This window comes from Thermococcus sp. LS2 (assembly GCF_012027375.1).
Lineage (GTDB): Archaea > Methanobacteriota_B > Thermococci > Thermococcales > Thermococcaceae > Thermococcus_B.
Genome location: NZ_SNUI01000008.1, coordinates 12,679 through 29,920 on the forward strand (window position 1 = coordinate 12,679; position 17,242 = coordinate 29,920).

Annotated in this window: 22 protein-coding genes; 15 read left to right on the forward strand and 7 right to left on the reverse strand. The window is 41.1% G+C overall.

Annotated features, from left to right (window positions below; translation table 11 throughout):
- Positions 1–2 precede the first annotated feature (2 nt).
- The 5 genes from E3E24_RS09910 to E3E24_RS09930 all read left to right on the forward strand — a co-directional run bounded on the left by E3E24_RS09910 (position 3) and on the right by E3E24_RS09930 (position 4,142).
- Positions 3–839 carry a slipin family protein gene (locus tag E3E24_RS09910; protein WP_167885919.1) on the forward strand — a complete coding sequence of 279 codons (837 nt, stop codon included), beginning with the start codon at positions 3–5 and terminating at the stop codon, positions 837–839.
- Between the two features lie 250 nt (positions 840–1,089).
- Positions 1,090–1,872 carry a septum site-determining protein MinD gene (locus tag E3E24_RS09915; protein ID WP_167885918.1) on the forward strand — a complete coding sequence of 261 codons (783 nt, stop codon included), beginning with the start codon at positions 1,090–1,092 and terminating at the stop codon, positions 1,870–1,872.
- Entirely contained in the window at positions 1,869–2,114 is a 246-nt protein-coding gene (locus tag E3E24_RS09920; RefSeq protein WP_167885917.1) for a hypothetical protein, read from the forward strand. The genes E3E24_RS09915 and E3E24_RS09920 overlap by 4 nt, the downstream gene beginning before the upstream one ends.
- Positions 2,115–2,239: 125 nt before the next feature.
- Positions 2,240–2,491, forward strand: a complete 252-nt coding sequence (locus E3E24_RS09925; RefSeq protein ID WP_167885916.1) for a hypothetical protein — start codon at positions 2,240–2,242, stop codon at positions 2,489–2,491.
- A 139-nt stretch (positions 2,492–2,630) separates the two neighbouring features.
- Positions 2,631–4,142, forward strand: coding sequence for an AMP phosphorylase (locus E3E24_RS09930; protein WP_167885915.1), 1,512 nt, complete (start codon positions 2,631–2,633; stop codon positions 4,140–4,142).
- Positions 4,143–4,156: 14 nt separating this feature from the next.
- On the opposite strand, the gene E3E24_RS09935 is transcribed toward E3E24_RS09930, so the two are convergent.
- A complete protein-coding gene (locus E3E24_RS09935) occupies positions 4,157–4,555 on the reverse strand; it encodes a DUF2095 family protein (RefSeq protein ID WP_167885914.1) in 399 nt (132 codons plus the stop codon).
- 64 nt (positions 4,556–4,619) lie between these two features.
- Here E3E24_RS09935 and E3E24_RS09940 point away from each other — a divergent pair, with 64 nt between their 5' ends.
- The 6 genes from E3E24_RS09940 to E3E24_RS09965 all read left to right on the forward strand — a co-directional run bounded on the left by E3E24_RS09940 (position 4,620) and on the right by E3E24_RS09965 (position 9,804).
- Positions 4,620–5,063 (forward strand): DUF123 domain-containing protein, encoded by a 444-nt coding sequence (locus tag E3E24_RS09940; RefSeq protein WP_167885913.1) that lies wholly within the window; start codon positions 4,620–4,622, stop codon positions 5,061–5,063.
- Entirely contained in the window at positions 5,060–5,821 is a 762-nt protein-coding gene (locus tag E3E24_RS09945; RefSeq protein WP_167885912.1) for a geranylgeranylglyceryl/heptaprenylglyceryl phosphate synthase, read from the forward strand. Before E3E24_RS09940 ends, E3E24_RS09945 begins: the two co-directional genes overlap by 4 nt.
- Positions 5,822–5,933: 112 nt before the next feature.
- Complete coding sequence (locus E3E24_RS09950) at positions 5,934–6,857, forward strand: DUF4855 domain-containing protein (RefSeq protein ID WP_167885911.1); 924 nt, start codon at positions 5,934–5,936, stop codon at positions 6,855–6,857.
- Positions 6,841–7,794, forward strand: coding sequence for a hypothetical protein (locus E3E24_RS09955; protein WP_167885910.1), 954 nt, complete (start codon positions 6,841–6,843; stop codon positions 7,792–7,794). Before E3E24_RS09950 ends, E3E24_RS09955 begins: the two co-directional genes overlap by 17 nt.
- A complete protein-coding gene (locus E3E24_RS09960; RefSeq protein ID WP_167885909.1) occupies positions 7,791–8,900 on the forward strand; it encodes a hypothetical protein in 1,110 nt (369 codons plus the stop codon). Before E3E24_RS09955 ends, E3E24_RS09960 begins: the two co-directional genes overlap by 4 nt.
- Positions 8,901–8,961: 61 nt before the next feature.
- Positions 8,962–9,804, forward strand: coding sequence for a M55 family metallopeptidase (locus E3E24_RS09965; RefSeq protein WP_167885908.1), 843 nt, complete (start codon positions 8,962–8,964; stop codon positions 9,802–9,804).
- A gap of 2 nt (positions 9,805–9,806) precedes the next feature.
- Here the strand turns inward: E3E24_RS09965 and E3E24_RS09970 are convergent, their stop codons facing one another.
- Together E3E24_RS09970 and E3E24_RS09975 are read right to left on the reverse strand one after the other, a co-directional pair.
- Positions 9,807–10,046 (reverse strand): hypothetical protein, encoded by a 240-nt coding sequence (locus E3E24_RS09970; RefSeq protein WP_167885907.1) that lies wholly within the window; start codon positions 10,044–10,046, stop codon positions 9,807–9,809.
- A gap of 201 nt (positions 10,047–10,247) precedes the next feature.
- Positions 10,248–12,569 (reverse strand): DEAD/DEAH box helicase, encoded by a 2,322-nt coding sequence (locus tag E3E24_RS09975; protein WP_167885906.1) that lies wholly within the window; start codon positions 12,567–12,569, stop codon positions 10,248–10,250.
- 134 nt (positions 12,570–12,703) lie between these two features.
- Here E3E24_RS09975 and E3E24_RS09980 point away from each other — a divergent pair, with 134 nt between their 5' ends.
- From E3E24_RS09980 to E3E24_RS09990, 3 genes are all read left to right on the forward strand, one after another.
- The gene (locus tag E3E24_RS09980) at positions 12,704–13,270 is read left to right on the forward strand and encodes a NifB/NifX family molybdenum-iron cluster-binding protein (RefSeq protein ID WP_167886067.1); all 567 of its coding nucleotides are present in this window, start codon (positions 12,704–12,706) and stop codon (positions 13,268–13,270) included.
- A 31-nt stretch (positions 13,271–13,301) separates the two neighbouring features.
- A complete protein-coding gene (locus tag E3E24_RS09985) occupies positions 13,302–13,520 on the forward strand; it encodes a hypothetical protein (protein ID WP_167885905.1) in 219 nt (72 codons plus the stop codon).
- Between the two features lie 63 nt (positions 13,521–13,583).
- Entirely contained in the window at positions 13,584–14,000 is a 417-nt protein-coding gene (locus E3E24_RS09990) for a NifB/NifX family molybdenum-iron cluster-binding protein (RefSeq protein ID WP_167885904.1), read from the forward strand.
- A gap of 106 nt (positions 14,001–14,106) precedes the next feature.
- Here the strand turns inward: E3E24_RS09990 and E3E24_RS09995 are convergent, their stop codons facing one another.
- From E3E24_RS09995 to E3E24_RS10005, 3 genes are all read right to left on the reverse strand, one after another.
- Complete coding sequence (locus E3E24_RS09995) at positions 14,107–14,529, reverse strand: PPC domain-containing DNA-binding protein (protein WP_167885903.1); 423 nt, start codon at positions 14,527–14,529, stop codon at positions 14,107–14,109.
- An 85-nt stretch (positions 14,530–14,614) separates the two neighbouring features.
- Positions 14,615–15,070 carry a 6-carboxytetrahydropterin synthase gene (locus E3E24_RS10000; RefSeq protein WP_167886066.1) on the reverse strand — a complete coding sequence of 152 codons (456 nt, stop codon included), beginning with the start codon at positions 15,068–15,070 and terminating at the stop codon, positions 14,615–14,617.
- Between the two features lie 179 nt (positions 15,071–15,249).
- Entirely contained in the window at positions 15,250–15,564 is a 315-nt protein-coding gene (locus E3E24_RS10005; protein WP_240912157.1) for a hypothetical protein, read from the reverse strand.
- 155 nt (positions 15,565–15,719) lie between these two features.
- On the opposite strand from E3E24_RS10005, the gene E3E24_RS10010 reads away from it, so the two are divergent.
- The gene (locus E3E24_RS10010) at positions 15,720–16,073 is read left to right on the forward strand and encodes a DUF134 domain-containing protein (RefSeq protein ID WP_167885902.1); all 354 of its coding nucleotides are present in this window, start codon (positions 15,720–15,722) and stop codon (positions 16,071–16,073) included.
- Here E3E24_RS10010 and E3E24_RS10015 read toward each other — a convergent pair whose 3' ends face one another.
- Positions 16,074–17,171: a radical SAM protein gene (locus E3E24_RS10015; protein ID WP_167885901.1), complete on the reverse strand. Its 1,098-nt coding sequence runs from the start codon at positions 17,169–17,171 to the stop codon at positions 16,074–16,076.
- Between the last annotated feature and the right edge of the window lie 71 nt (positions 17,172–17,242).

The following is a 17,242-nucleotide window of genomic DNA, read 5'->3' on the forward strand; positions in this document are numbered from 1 at the left end:
AAATGGTAAGCTTTATTGGTGGAAGTTATATAGTTACAGCAATTGTTTTGTTGTTTATTTTAGTGTTTTTGGGTTCAGCACTGAAAATAGTTAAGGAATATGAAAGGGCAGTAATTTTTAGACTGGGTAGAGTTGTTGGAGCCAGAGGTCCAGGTTTGTTCTTCATAATACCAATCTTTGAAAAAGCAGTTATAGTGGATTTGAGAACCCAAGTTTTAGACGTTCCAGTGCAGGAAACAATAACAAGGGACAACGTTCCAGTTAGGGTTAATGCAGTCGTTTACTTCAGAGTTGTTGACCCAATAAAGACAGTAACTCAAGTTAAGAACTTCGTCATGGCGACCTCCCAAATTGCCCAGACAACCTTGAGAAGTGTAATTGGTCAGGCACATTTGGATGAACTTTTGAGTGCGAGAGACAAGCTGAACAGAGAATTACAGAGGATTATAGATGAGGCAACAGACCCATGGGGAATCAAAGTCTCAACAGTGGAGATTAAGGATGTGGAGCTTCCAAGCGGAATGCAGAGAGCAATGGCAAGACAGGCTGAGGCAGAGAGAGAAAGGAGAGCAAGGATTACACTTGCTGAAGCAGAAAGGCAAGCAGCTGAGAAGCTTAGAGAAGCTGCCGAGATAATCTCAGAACACCCAATGGCACTGCAATTGAGAACACTGCAAACGATTAGCGATGTTGCAAGTGACAAGAGCAATGTCATAGTACTTACACTACCAATGGAAATGCTCAAGCTCTTCAGAAGCCTAGCTGACACCTCAGAGGTCGCTAGAAAGAAGCTTGAAAAGGAAATAGAGGAAGAGAAAAAGGAAGAAAAGTCTGAGTAATGTTTTTGTTTCTTTTCAATATTTTCCTTGAGTCTTTGTTAGTTCTTTTCTTGAAGTAGTAATTCTGCTCAAACCTTGAAACCGTTAGTTTAATATACATCCCAATGCAAAAATGGGTAAGGTGTTTGGAAACACTGTAGAAGCAACAATATTAACTATTGTCAGTTCAACAATTACAAACCAAAAAGCCTATTAATTAAAGCGTACATAATCTGGAGGAGAGTAATTAAGATATGCTGGGGGGGTAAATGTGGAAGGAAGGTCAATTGTATTTGCTTCTGGTAAAGGTGGAACCGGTAAAACCACGATAGTTGCAAATTTGGGTGTTGCTTTAGCTCAATTTGGAAAGGAAGTAATATTGATAGATGCAGATATTACAATGGCAAACTTAAGTCTAATTCTTGGAATGGAGGACATACCAATAACACTCCACGATGTTTTGGCTGGAGAAGCGGACTTGAGAGATGCAATATACGAGGGACCTGCGGGAGTTAAAGTTATACCTGGTGGATTGAGCTTGGAGAAAGTTAAAAAAGCAAAGCCTGAGCGATTGAGGGAACTAATCAGGGAAATATCTCAAATGGGGGATTTCATTCTTATCGATGCCCCAGCTGGACTGGAGATTACATCCGTTACAGCTTTGCTCATTGGTAAAGAGCTTATAGTTGTTACAAACCCAGAAATTTCGGCTATTACTGACTCTCTTAAGACTAAGCTCGTTGCAGAAAAACTCGGAACACTTCCACTAGGAGCAGTGCTCAACAGAGTTACAAACGAGAAGACTGAACTTACAAAAGAGGAGATTGAGGCGATACTTGAAGTTCCCGTTTTGGCAGTGATTCCAGAGGATCCAGAGGTTAAGAGGGCATCAGCTTATGGTGTGCCCTTGGTTGTTAAGAACCCCACCTCACCAGCAGCTATAGCAATTAAGCAGTTGGCAGCGAAGCTTGCAGGAATTAAGTGGCAGCCGCCTGAACCTGAAAGCCCCATTAAGAGAGTGTTCAGAGCACTCTTTGGGGGGAAGAGGCGATGAACGCAATAATTTATGGCATCATTGTTATCCTACTTATGCTTAATATCGTGTTGGCTCTTCTCTACCTCTCAGCAAGAAGGAGTCCATACTATGTTGTCTATGATGAAGAGACAAAAAATGCCCTAAAGAGGAGAGTGCTTCATCTAAAGGAGGACTTGGAATCAGAGCTTGTTGACTTTGATGTTGCAGAGTGGGAGAGAACACTTGAAGAATCCATTGAAGAGGAAATTAAGAACCTCTAATTTTTGCGTTTTTACAATATTTTTATTATACAAATATTATTATACAATTTTTGTAACTAAAACTTCTACAGCGTTAATTTTAAAAATGGGCTATTATTGTTAATTATATATTGGAGGTGAGGGTAATGAAGGTAAAATTGGCTTATCCAAACTACATAGTTGAAGTAACAGAAAATGAAGTTTATCTGTTCAACGGTAAACTTGTGAGTGCTCCCCTCGATGAAGTGCTCTATTATGCCTATGGGAAAGATGCTGTTCTCCCAGAAGAATTGAAGAAAGTCGCGCATGACGTTTTGAGAGTGTTCAACATAATTTCTGGAGAGGGTAATGTTTCAAAATTCGTTCTGTCCGATTTTTCAAGAGGGGTTACTGCCTAAGTTGGATTCTAGTTTCTTTACAGATTTTTGTGACTATCTGAGCTGATCTTTTCTGAATTTTTCATAATTTAGTTAAAAATCTTTAAGTAGTGTTTTTTCTCAATAATAAGACACTATCAGCTTTTTAGGGGTGAGAGAAATGAAAGCAAAGATAAGGATTCTTGATGTATACACTGGGAGATTTACGGTGGTTATAAATGAAAAGGACGCTAAGAAAGTCAAATTACACCCAGAGGACTTGGTTAAAATCGAGAGTGGCAAAAAAACAGTGTATGGAGATGTTGTGATAAGTAATATGGTTGAAGAGGGCGAAATTGGATTAAGCAAAGATATTCTCCAAGTGCATAGCTTTTCCCAAGGGGAGGTTGTTAACATAGCTCCAGCGGGAACTCCAGAAAGCATACGTTACATAAAGAAAAAGATGCATGGAGCAAAGCTGAGAAAAGTTGAGATCGAGAGCATAATTAAAGATATTGTTGATAGAAAGCTTAGAGAAATTGAAATTAGTGCATTCGTCACTGCTCTCGAGATTAACGGCCTTGATATGGATGAAATCGCTGCCCTTACCGTTGCAATGGCAGAGACGGGTGATATGTTAGATATAGACAGAAAACCAATCATGGATGTTCACAGCATTGGTGGAGTTCCAGGAAACAAGACAAACATTCTTGTTGTCCCAATTGTTGCTGCCGCTGGATTAACAATTCCAAAGACATCATCAAGAGCCATCACTAGTGCAGCAGGAACAGCTGATGTTGTTGAAGTCCTTACAAACGTCTCACTCAGCTTGGATGAGATTAAGAGAATTGTTGAAAAGATTGGTGCTTGCCTCGTGTGGGGTGGAGCATTGAACTTAGCCCCAGCTGATGATATAACAATTAAGGCAGAGAGAGCCCTAAGCATTGATCCAAGAGGCTTAATGCTTGCAAGCATTATGTCAAAGAAGTATGCAATGGGTTCTCAGTACATTTTAATTGATATTCCAACGGGTAAGGGAGTTAAAGTTGAAACAATGGAAGAAGCGAGGTCACTAGCAAGAGACTTCATTGAGCTTGGAAAGAGATTGGGACAGTATGTTGAGGTTGCAATAACCTATGGTGGACAACCAGTTGGACACACAGTTGGTCCAGCCCTTGAAGCTAAGGAAGCACTGCAGACACTCATGACCGGAAAAGGTCCCGGAAGCCTCGTTGAGAAGGCAACGGGCTTGGCTGGAATCCTCTTAGAGATGGGTGGTGTTGCACCAGCTGGAATGGGTAAGAAGATGGCAAGGGAGATTCTTGAGAGTGGAAAAGCTTACCAGAAGATGAGAGAAATCATCGAGGAGCAGGGAGGAAATCCAGATATTAAGCCAGAGGAAATTCCAATTGGAGACAAGACCTATACTTTCACAGCTCCAACAAGCGGATATATAACATTTATTGACAACAAAGCTATAACAGGAATTGCAAGAGCAGCTGGAGCGCCAGAGGACAAGGGAGCTGGACTTGAGCTTTATGTTAAGGTTGGGGAGAAAGTCAAAGAAGGAGATCCATTGTTCACAATATATGCTGAGAGCGAGGCAAGGCTTGACCAAGCTATTGTCTATGCAAGAAGGACAGAGCCAATAAGAATTGAAGGGATGGTTCTTCAGAGGATAGGAAATATTTGACTTCTTTCCTTCTTTTAATGCTTTCCGTGTCTTTCGTACCAACCCCACTCCTTCTTTGGCCCAAAAGCTCTGACTCCTTTCTTGACAAGGGTAATCCTCAAATCCTTAGCCATCTCGTGAGTTATTTCTCCTCTTTCCTCAAGCCAGTTGATAATCTCTAAAGCCTCTTCATCGGTTTCACACCTTCTTAAGAAATCAATCACTGTGGGGTTATACCCTGAAAAGTCTATCTTCTCTTCTTCAAGCTCCTCCTCTTCAAGAACTTGGAATTCATCTATGCGATAACCTTCAATAACAATGCCTTCATTTTCTTCAAGTTCTTTAGCCAAAGCCGGGAATTTTTCTCTAAACTCCTCTTTGTCGTATTCTTGCCAAGCGAATTCATCAACGGGTTTCTTCTTTTTCTTATCCATGATGGGTCCACCTACATAATGGGTTAGGGGTTGGTTTATAAAACCTTTTTTGCAAGGTGATATTATGAGAGGCTCATATCTTCTAGTTATTAAAGTCGAAAGAGACCTTGTTGTACGAACCAAAAGAAAAGAGTTCCCCCTTAAAGCGGGGTATTATGTTTATGTGGGCTCTGCAATGAACTCCCTTGAGAAGAGAGTTGAGAGGCACTTTAAAAAAGACAAAAAGCTTCACTGGCATATTGATTTTCTTCTTAAAGAAGCCGAACTTCTGAGAGCCTACCTAATCCCAAGTGATGCAAAGATCGAAGAAGAACTCTCAAGAGAAGTTGCAAAATTTGGAAAGCCCGTTAAAGGATTTGGTGCGAGCGATTTAAGAATAGGCTCAAATCTCCATTATTTCAAAGATGAGCCGGATAAAATCTTAATTGGTATTCTCCAAAAATTGGAATTAAAGTGGAAAAGGATTAAAAGTCCCAATGAAGTTAGAGAATTGGAGGGAGAGAAATGAAACTGAAGCTTGGAAAGGTTGAATCATATATTCACGAAAAGCTTGAAAAGGAAAAGCTGCACTTTGTTCTGCTTGATCCAGATGATGTTTCACCAGAAGAGGCTTCAAAAATAGCTCAAATGTGCGAGGAAGTTGGAGTAGATGCAATAATGGTGGGAGGCTCGACTGGTGCTGAAGGCGAGGTTCTTGATGAAGTAGTCAAAGCCATAAAAGAAAGCTCCTCTCTACCCGTAATACTCTTCCCTGGTTCACATGGGGGGATTACAAAGTATGCTGATGCAATCTTCTTCATGAGCCTTCTCAATTCGAGAAATCCATTCTTTATTACGGGTGCTCAAGCTTTAGGTGCATTTACCGTAAAAAGATATGGAATTGAACCAATTCCGATGGCTTACTTAATAATTGAGCCGGGCGAAACTGTTGGATGGGTTGGAGATGCAAAGCCAATTCCGAGACACAAGCCAAAGATAGCAGCAGCTTATGCTTTAGCTGGTCAATATTTGGGAATGAGATTAGTATACCTTGAGGCTGGAAGTGGGGCGCCTGAACACGTCCCAAATAGGATGATTAGGGTTGTTAAGAGCGTCATTGATGTTCCACTCATCGTTGGAGGTGGAATAAGGACCTATGAAGATGCCAGAGAGGTTGCCCAGAGCGGAGCAGATATCATTGTTACGGGAACAGCTATCGAAAAAGCTGGTTCTTTGGAAGAAGCCAGAAAGAGACTTGAGAGTTTAATCAAAGGGGTTAAAGGATAACACTTTAACAGATTTTGTTTACTATTTTGTAAGGTATGTAAAATTTGAAGAGAAAGAATTACAAAAATTAATAGACTATAGTAATCAATGAGAAATCTTTGGAGGTATTAATATGGCAACGTTTGGATTGTGGTATTTCAGCTGGGACGGAGAATATCACAAATCAAGACTTAAAGAAAGTGTTGAAGACAAAGAAGGAACAGCAGATTGGAGTGATTTCAAACGCAGAGGTTTTAACTATGCAATAGCTGAGGGATTAGCGGGAGTGTCTATTCAGTATACCGGAAATGGAAAATTAGACGGAGAAACTTTTGCAGAGGATGTATTTAGAGTAATACATACAATTCCACTCTATGTGACAATCCCATATTATCAATATAGAAGTTCAGAACCAAGAGATAATCCCAGAGGGAGTCATAAATACTGGTCAGACTGGATTGAAGGTGTCTTAAAATTTGCAGGTTCTAATTTAAAAGGATTCTACTGGTCATTAGAAAATGGGTGGATGTTTGCAAACTATAGAAAGAACAAAGATCCTCAAATTAATCCTCAAACCATTGAGATTTTATCTGATATAGTTCATTCATATGGCTTGAAATTTATCTGGGCACCCTATGCTCGAACAACAGAAAGAGACAATACGGACATACCATCAATTCACAGGGATGGTCTATTTGATTACATCTTTGTTCAGTCAAATTATTATCAATACCCCACAATTGCTACAGAGGGCAATAGAGAAACACCATATACCTACAGTGAATTAAAGGAATACATCAGATGGATACACAACAATGGATTATACATAACAATGGAAGCTGATGAAGGGGTAATCACTGGTTGTGGGAATTGTAGACAGTGTACTCTTAATTCACCAGAGGAATGTAAGGAACTTGCGTCCCATTACATAAAAGCACAAAAAGAAATTTTAGGTAGAAAGTTCTATCACAGACTTTACTATTTTGGAGTAAGTCTTGAGGTCATAGACAGTTTGAATAGTTACTGTCAGGTGAGGCTTGGTGAAAAGTATCTATGAAGAATTCTTGTTAATTTTTATTTTGTTCCTTTTTAGTCCATTAGCTTTAGGTTATGACTGGAGCGCTAATGGGGTTAGCTTAAAGCTGTTTGTTAATGGTGGAGAGTCTGATGCTTTTCTTTTGATTGATGTACAACCTCTTGATTATGTTAAATGTCCAGGGATAAATTGGAGTAGAGATTTGAGATATCAGTGTACAATGGCTCCTGCATCTCGGCAAACTTACGTTTTTTATCTGAACAAGACTGGAGCGTTTTTAGTTGGGATTTATTCTGATGATATATGGTTCTACTACGAAAATGGTTCGTGGATAATGGAGAAATACCAAGATTACAGCCATTACACGGTTTATTCAGTTAATCTAACGTCAAAATGCCTCACTCCACTACGCAACATCACTGGCTCTATACCTCTTATCCACTCTGGCAAAGAAATTAGTGGGACTCTCTCTAATGACACTATAATATTTTCTGACGAAAATAGAACATGGAAAATTCCTTTAATGCAAGTTAAGCCGTATCTGTGGCTCGATGGGGAAAGTAAGCACCTAAAGGGAGTTGTTTTGGGAAACAGCCTATTAATATATTCACCACTTCAGAAAGAGATATTGGTACTTAAGAACGGTAGCTTTTTAGTCAGTCTGTATTCTCCTCCATATAAAGTAGCAGAGGGTGTTAGAGGCTCTCTTAAACCTCTCTCCGTCTTTTTGTATGATGGGAAAAAGCTGGAAGCACTTCCAGTACTTTACTGGGTTTATGACGTGGATACCATGAGACAGAGAGCGAAATATATTGACATTTTCTATGTCAAAGGAAATTTGACTCTTAGAGAGTGCTCGGCAAAATATGCACCATACCCATATTCTCAGTCTCTGAAGTTTATCCTTATTGTTTTAATAGTCATAGCATTCCTACTCCTCAGGGGGGAGTTCTCATGAAAGAAGTCGTTCTGATACTCTTGCTCCTCTTTTTAGCCCTCCCGCTGGCATCAGCATTACAGGATTCCAGCCTTAATCCCTGGGGAATATCACTCCAGCCCTTTGTCATATATTCCGATTCAGAAGGTGCCCTTGTTGGTGTTGATTATGGTTACTACGAGGAAGCAGGCCATTTTTCGGAGGGAGTTCTTAAACCAATGGAGCTTTGGACTTACTTCATCTTCTATGTTAACAAAAGCGGTGTTTACTACGTTGATTTTATGGGGTTTTCTGGATATGAGCTCCCACCTTTAGCCTTCTACAAAGGGTGGCTCTATCTTTTCCTCCTCACTTCAACCAACACAAGTTTTCCAATGAAGAACCCTCCAGCCTCTGACAGGGTCACCGTAATCCGCTATCGGGAGGGAGTGCTTCAGAAGCTCGGAGAGGTGCTATGGATTGGTGAGATAAACGTTTCAATGCTTTACCTCCTACTCTACGAGTGGCCAAAAGGGAAAAGAGTCCTGTACAAAATTGATGACTCGGTTGAGCTTATCGCCATTGGCAACGAGAGGAATCTAACCCTCAAAAGTGAGCCTTACGAGTCGTGGTTGCGTAAGCTTCCCTTTGATCCGGGCAACCTTCAGAACAAACAGTGCCTGCGCCCAGTGGTTAAGGGAAGTTACGTTTTGTTTGAGCCCTCTCACTTTAGAGTCCCGCTCAGGGAGTTAAAGCAGAGGTTCGAGCCGGTCAACCGCTCTTGCGCAATCTTCTTTGGTGATGGCCTGCTAATAGTCCCTCCGAGTCTGGGTGTTGGATTTGCCAACGAGAGCATGTGGGTGCAGTCTGGATACAACTATCATGGGCTATATACCATCATTCTGTATCCTGGTCAAGGGCGTCCCCAAAAACCCTTAAAAGTTTCCTTGTATTATTACGACGGTAGAACCCTTAAAGAACTGCCGCTCCTTCAGGTTTCAGAAGAAGGGGTGCGGGTGCTGGCACTTCCTGTTAAATACAGTGAACTCACTCCTAAAAAATGGTACCAAAGTCAGCTTCCCGATGTTCTTGTGCTCTTCTTGGCGGTACTGACGCTTATGATTGTGTTTTCACGTTTAAGACATTAAAGAAACAACCTAACCACAAAACTTTTCTTTTATCGTTTCGATATTTGTCTTGGTGATGTAAATGAAAGCCTTCATCTCCATAGATTTAGAAGGCATGCCCTTTGTCGTCAGCAGAGAGCATCTCTTTGTTAAAGGAGCCTTATATAATGAGGCAAGAAAGATAGCAACCAAAATAACATTGACTGTCGCAGAAGCACTTCACGAAAAAGGTTTTGACGAGATTATCATAGCAGACAGCCATGGCCCTATGGTCAACCTCTTGGTTGATGAACTGCCAGAATACGTTGAGCTTGTGAGAGGATTCCCAAGGCCTTTAAGCATGGTGGCTTTTGCTAAAGGAAGCGACATTGCAATGTTCCTAGGCTATCATGCAAAAGCTGGAACTCCCTATGCAACTTTTGATCACACTTACAGCGGTGCGACAGTTGATTATCTCGAGATAAACGGGGTTAAAGTGAGCGAATTCCTCCTCAACAGTTACCTCTTAGGTAGCTGGGACATTCCAGTTGTTCTTGTTGGTGGAGATGCAAAGCTGATTGAAGAAGACGTGGAAAGTTTCACCCCTTGGGCTGAGGGCGTTGTGTTTAAAAACGCTTTATCAAGATACTCAGCCAAAAGTCCAAGCTTAGCGAAGCTTGAAAAGGAGCTAAGGGAAGCAGTAGATAGAGCTGTTGAAAAGTTTAAGCGTGGAGAAACTAAACCGTTAAAAACAGAAGAGCCTGTGAAGGTTAAGCTTCGCTTCTTAGGAAGTGAGATGGCAGACACAGCTGAGCTCTTACCTACTGTGAAGAGAATTGATGGAAAAACTGTGGAGTTTGAAGCAAAGAATGTAGAAGAGGCATACAAGCTCTTTGAGCTTTTAGTGTTTGCAGCGGCAGGAGTTAGGGCGATAGTTCAGCGTTAAAGTTAAGCCTCAGCCAAGACTTTGAAGCTTATTTTTCCTTCTTTTATGATCCTCTTCAAGTCTTGGAGAAGTTTTTGAACGTTTTCAGTTTCAACTTCCATCTTTATTTCACTTATTCCAGAAGCTGTGGGTGGGAAGAAGTGTATATCCTTAATCTTACCCCTAACCCTATCACATAATTTGCTTAGAATTTTTCCTCTTTTGTCATATGGTAACTTAATGTCTAATTCAACGATTTTCATACATATCACCACTTTATTTTAAGAAAAAAGCTCTATATAACCTTTTTCATGAGCCGCAATTATTACAGTTCTTCATAAATATTCCTGAAGGTTATGAAAAAAGCTTAAGTTTGAATGTGCGGAATTTATAATGCCCCGGGCAACCGTGGGGAATGAGCGCGGAGGCGAGCTGTGAGTTCCCTCCGCTCCCCCGGGGCACATTCATTTATTTTCGTCTTCTACATAAGGAGCTGTGATAACTTTCCTAATTTCCCTCGCTATTTTCTCTCCAATGCCTTCGACTTCCATGAGTTCGCTTTCTTTTGCTGTGAAAACCCTTTCAACGCTTCCAAAATGCCTAAGCAAACGCTTTGCTAAAGTTGCTGAAACATAAGGTAAGCCTTCAACTATCAGCCTCTGCCTATCCGCTAAAGTCAACGCCTTCTTCTCGCTCCTTACAGCAACTTCCTTTTTCCTTTCCTCCTGCTCTCTCTTTGCGATTAAGTAGATGAACTGTGCTGTCTCTTTAGCATCAGCAGAAAAGAGAATCGGCACACCCCAATCGATGGTTACGGCAGCTAAAGCCCCTCTAATTGCATTAGGATGAACATTCCTAATTCCATAAAGCTGCCCCTCAATGATTATCACGGGTCTCGCATATGCCTCTGTTAACCTCTTCACTTGGTCAAAGAGACGGCCGTCAATTATGGACTGAATGAAATCATTTGCCGACTTCCTCTCAACAGCTACATCCTCGCTGACTATGTAATCACCGACATCCAGAGTTTTGACTTCAATGTGAGCCCCAAGTTCCTTAAGATACTTGGGCACTTGACTCTTCAGCTCGCGAGAATCAACATAGATGACAATCCCTTTAGGCTTTTTCACAAAAATTGGCTTAACCGGAAGTTTCTCATAGACTTCTTCCGTTGAAACTTCAGCTTTCTGCTGTTCTTTTTCTTCTTCAACAATAAGCTCTCCTTTTTCTTCTTCCTCTTTTTTGGGCTTAACAAATCCCAAAAGGGAAGCCTGCTTCTCTTTTTTAACCATTTCACTCACCTTCTTAAGGACAGCTATCATCTGCTTTTCTTTGTGCCGTGAACTCCAGTAGTAGGCTTCATCTCTCGTTCCTTTTGCCATTAAAATCACAACTCTGCCGGGCTTGTGCCTTCCAGTCCTTCCCCTTCTCTGTATGCTCCTAATTGCTGAGGGTACCGGCTCATAGAATACAACCAAATCTACTTCTGGAACATCCAAACCCTCCTCACCAACACTTGTAGCCACTAGAACGTTGAATACCCCCTGAGAGAAGAGGTCAAGAATTTCTTTCTGCTTCTTCTGGCTCATTCCCTTGTCATTCTCTCTGCTTGCTTGTCCGACAAAGCGTGAAACTTTAATCCCAATATCAACTAACTCCTTAACTATTTTCTTCGCAGTGTCTCTATAATTCGTGAAAACGATTATTTTTGAGTTTGGTTTTTTCTCAAGCTGCTCTTTTATAAGCTCCTTTAGCTTGTCCATTTTTGGATGATCTAATCCTAAATCTCTGGCTTGAATTAAAAGTGATATTGCCCTCTTCATTCTTGGATCGCTCATGAGCTCTTTGTTTGATTTTGTTTGCCTCTCTTCGTAAAGCTTTTTTAAATAAGCCCTTAGTGCTGTTAGTCCTTGAGTTTCCAAAAGCTCAATGGCATGGTGGAGCTTCATAGCTTTAGCTTGATAGAGCATGAGTTTCCCAACTTCATAATTGCCTTTCGCAACTTCGGCATTGATTATCTGCCCTGCTTTGAGGACGTCTTTCTTTGGTATGTCTGGAGAGTAGGAATCCACCAAGCCAGCTTCGGCTAAAGGTTTTAAGGCATCCTTAAGCATTTCCCTCAAGAGCTTTCTAACCTCTTTGTAAATCTCGGGCAGTTCAACTTTAATCCACTCAAATCTGATACCTTGTACATAAGGTCTAACATCTGGAGAGCTTTCAGTTCTCACTTCAACATGCTCGATGTACAAATTCTTTAGAACTTGTCTTATTTTTTCCTCATCATTACCCGGTGAGGCGGTTAGACCTAAAATGAGGGGATGCTTTGCCTGCCGCATGTATTCTTTGGCAATGTAAACATATGCATAGTTGCCAACTGCTCTATGAGCTTCATCAAATACAAGCAGAACAACATCTTCTAAGCTTATTCTCCCAACGAGGAGATCATTTTCAATCGTTTGAGGAGTTGCCGTGATGATTATGCTCCTCTCCCAGATTTTGGCTCGCTGCTCTGGTGAGAGCTCACCTGTTAAGACATTAATTTTCTCTGGAGGTAAATTGAAAAGCCTAACGAAGCTTTCTCTGTGCTGAAGAGCAAGAGGCTTTGTAGGGGCAAGCATTAAAACCTTCCCACCGTATTTTGACAGTCTATAATCAGCAATCATCATTGCAATGAGCGTTTTTCCTAAACCAGTTGGAAGAACAATTAAACTATTCTTATCCTTACACTTGGCATAAATGACTTCCTGATAAACACGAGGTTGGATTAAGTCCCTTCGTAAGTACATGGTTATCTCAATTATTTTCTCCTATCCGGTATTTATAAACCAGTATGTTAGGTCAACCGAAAAGCTTTTAAGATTTTGTGCATATGCACAAAATAGAAAAGGATTAAGAAGTGGAGGTGATGAATATGGTGAGGATGAAAATTGCAGTTCCAAGCTCAGCTAATGGGGGATTAGAGGACACAATTGCACCAGTTTTCGCTAGAGCTCCAGTTTTCACTATAATTGAAGTTGAAAACGGTGAAATAAAGGATGTCAAGACAATTCAGAATCCGGCAGTTACTGCTCCAAGTGGAGCTGGTCCTATGGTTGTGCAAATGCTCATAAATGAAGGCGTTGATACAGTAATAGCACCCCAGCTTGGGCCAAACGCTTTAGGAGCAATCCAAGCTGCAGGAATTAATGTTTACACATTCCCACCAGGAATACCAATTAAAGAAGCTGTTGAGAGTATGATTAAGGGTGCTCCTCAAACAGCTCAGCCTCAAGTTACAGCACCAGCATATCCAATTCCACCAGCACCAGCCTATGGGCCAGCTTATCCGATCCCAGCTTATGGCTTTGGCTACGGTTGGGGTAGAGGCCGTGGTTGGGGAAGAGGTGGCGGCAGAGGAGGAAGAGGCTGGGGCGCTCGCTTGGGATACTGCCCGTGGACAGGAATGCCCAGCAGGAGAACGCTTAGGTGGCTTTATGGCTGGTGGTGATTTCCTATTTTTCCATTTTTGAGGTGATACAATGCCGAGATGGATGAGTAGAGGATACGGAAGGGGATATGGGAGAAGCTTCTGGGGCTTTAGAAGATTCGGCGGATTTTTTGGAATCGTGGACCTTTTGTTTCTAATTGCGATACTGTACATCTTAATTAAGCTGTTCCTCGTTGCAGCACCGTATGTGATAGCCTTGGTGGTTCTGCTTCTGCTGAGGGAGTTTTTAAGATCGAGAATGTGGTTTTAATTTTTTTGCATATGCAAAACTTTTTAAGTTAGGCTGTCCTAATTTTAAGCGGAGGTGAAAATAATGAGGTTTATCATAGCTACGAGAAAAGGGGGACTAGACGATTTCGTAAGCCAATCTTTTGGGAGGGCTCCAACATTCACAATTGTTGATGTTGATGAAAATAGAAACATAACAAACGTTCAAGTGGTCCAGAATTCAAGCTACTCAGCCCCAAGAGGTGCGGGGATTCAGGCAGCACAGTTCTGTATAGATGAGGGTGCAGATGTTGTTATAGCTGGACAGTTTGGCCCAAATTCTTCACAAGTTCTTCAAGCTGCGGGCATAAGATTCGTCTCAGCACCACCGACTATGACAGTTGAACAAGCTGTTCATGCTTATCTTAGAGGGGAATTAACACAGCCAATCCTTGGAGCTGAAGGTAGAGGTATGGGTCGTGGTATGGGAAGAGGAATGAGACGTGGTAGAGGGGGATGGTAAAGAGCTTTCTCCTAGATTTCTCTTTGATTTTTTGGACGAGATAATAAGTGTAGCTCTTTGGGCATTGTTCTTGCGGTAAGTATGTTATATCTTGATTTTCTAGAGATCAAAGCTTTTCAGCATCCCAGAGGGATAATCCATTTTCTTGAGGCTTTCTTTCCAAGGGCTCTCCAAGTAGTTCATGAATGATAACCTCAGCGACAAATACTTCTCCCTCAATTAAGTGACCACCCCAGACTTTACCTTCCTTGTCTCCCAAAGCTACGTGGATATGGGCAAAGGGCTTCCCGTCCTTTAGGCTGATGTTACCCAACGCGGAGAGCAGCTCGTAAACACCACTTAACTCAATAACCTTATATTCGCCTTTTTCTTCTTCAAAATATCCGATTTTTGGGTTTCTAAGCGTTCCAATTGCTGTCACTGTTCCAATAAGTATGTTGTTCTTTTCTGCAAATTTGTTGATAAATGTCAGAAACTCTTCCCCTTCAGGGATTCTAAACATGAAGTTCCTTCCCCTTGAGAGTCTCATGTTTTTCACCTCAAAAGAAATAAGGTAAACAGAATTTAATTTTTTTGGAACAAAATTATCAAAATAATGTCCAAAAATTAAAACGTTAACGTTCTAATACTATTTCGGCATAGCTCCTTGGGTCTTCCCAGACTTTGACTTTTATTCGCTTTACATTTTTCCCGGCTTTTTCTGCTATCTTCTTGGCAAACCACTCCGCTATAAGCTCAGCAGTAACATTGGGAGCATCAATTAGGACTACGTCTTTTTTTGGGAGTTTTAAAGTTTTATTGTTCTTTTCAATCACTATGTATTCTCCCTCTTCTTTAACCCACTCTGCACTTGTTAAAATGCGGTGATCAACTTCCTTAATGAGGTTGCTTAAGTGATTGAAGTCAAAAATCATGCCCCTCTCATCTAAGTCTCCCCAAATCTCAACATCAACGTTGTAAGTATGCCCGTGAATTCTCAAGCATTTGCTGTCATAGGGCAGAGCCAAAAAATGCGAACTGTCAAAGTCCTTGTGCCATCCTATCTTTCTCTCTACAACTTTAAATTCCATTCTGCTCACCACAGAAAGTTCTTTTTGAGAAGTTATTAACCTTTCTAAGCACTTTGCATTAAACCTTGATGAACCTAGGACCTCTGATATCTTCTCTATTGAGGGTGTGCCTTTCTAAAATATGTTGTTTAAGCTTTTCAAGGCTCTTTGCTCTATATCCACAGAAAGGACACACAAACTCAAAGCTCTGAGGCTTTGTAAATTTTCTCATTGCCATCATCAAAAATTAATTTTGCCTCATATCTCTTAACATTTCCGTTGGTGTCAACTTCCATAATGACCTTAGCCAGAAACTCATCAACTTCTGCTTTAGCTTCCTTCTCCACTATTGCTTGGGTGAAGAAGTTTCCAGTCCGCTTGAATTTGAAAACTAAAGTGTCTCCTTGCACTTCATATCCCTCGTAGGTTACACCTCCCATTCTAAATGTAGCTTTAAGTATGATCACTTTCTTCTCCTCCGTATTGTAGTTCCAAGCAACAATGACTCTAAACAATAATCAGCACAACAATGGCTGTTAATAAACTTATTCATTTTTATCACATCTAAACTTGATTTGGTTAATTGTGTTAAAAAATCTTTGATGGTTTCAAACGAACTTGAAGGGAAATCTCTATAAATCCTAGATGAGAATTCTTGTTTGGTGTTAAAATGCCTTGGGGAATGGGAAGGGGTAGAGGCAGAGGACGAAGGAGAAAGATGCGCTTTATTGGTCTTATTCCGGAGATTAGGCACTTCTACCCAGCGCGCCCGCCTATTGGACCTCCCCAGCCGCCGATTTTCATGACATATGAGGAGTTCGAGGCATTGAGATTAGTGGATTATGAAGGACTAACTCAAGAAGAAGCAGGAAAGAGAATGGGCGTTTCAAGAGGAACGGTCTGGAGAGCTTTAAGCTCAGCAAGGAAGAAAGTTGCACAGATGCTTGTTGAGGGGAGAGAGCTGATAATTTTGGCTCAGGGAAATGAGGTGCCAAAGACTCAAAGCTCAGATAACGAGGAATAGTTATCTCAGTAGCCATGGATTCCCGATGTAAATGTTTTTCAACCCTGCCTCTTGAGCTGCTTTGTAAACCTTTTCCATTTGCCTCCTGCTTGTTGTTGGGACATCATACATTAAATGCTGGGGAGCAAAAGCTAACAGTACGTAAGGCGTTTCTGGATTTATTTCAGCTATATAGCTCGCAATATTAAACACCTCATGCTCATCAACATAGTGAGGAACTACAAGAGTGCTGACAACTAAAAGAGGTGGCTTTCTTCCTTCACTCATCTTCAAGACAAGCTTAACGTTCTCTTTTATCCTTTCGATGGCTTTTTCCCCATTTATGCCTGTCAGAGCTTGATAAATGCTTGGTGTATATGCTTTCCAGTCAATCTTGATAATCCCTCCACTTTTGAGACTGAGCTCTGCCATTTTCACCATAATCTTTGGATTTTCCAAGCCATTTGTCTCCCAGCAAATTCTTTTCATTTCTTTACTTTCTTCAGCCCGCTTTAGAATTTTCCTTGATACTTTCAGAGCATAAATGCTGTGCGGCGTTGGATCGCCTCCGAAGTAGCAGACACAAGTAATCCGTCTCTGCATAGCAATATTTACAAGCTCCTCTGTGCTTAATACAACGCCTTCTCCTAGGTCAATTCTGCCTTCTTTTATCATGTATTTGTGGTGGATGTTCTGGCAGAAGAGGCAGTCCAAGTTGCATCCAGCAAAGAAGACAGCTAAGTTATAAAAACCATAGTGCTCCCGCTCAGGGCAGACAGGCTCAGCAACACAGTTTGTTGGGTGGGGGTCGAGATACCAGTGAAGATAAGCTTTATCAAATGTCCCAGTTATTGTAGTCATCTTTCTCTCTCTGTTCCATATTATTCCACAGTAGCCTGAACTATTTCTTGGAATTTTGCACTCATTAACACAGATTTTACATTGAAGTTCTCCATCCTTTGGCGGCTCTGGGGGAAGCCCCATAAGTTCGCGCCACTTGAAGTGACTTTCCATCGCTGTTTTCAAAGCTTGCTTATCTTTTCTAAGGCAGTTAACACATACCCCAATTGATCTGCTAATCTCTTCGAATTCATAACCACATAGCTTGCACTTTGTCATTCCAAGAAATATTACACTTATTTTGGCTTTATGCTTATCGGTAGTGTTTAACAACTAAGACCAGTGATATA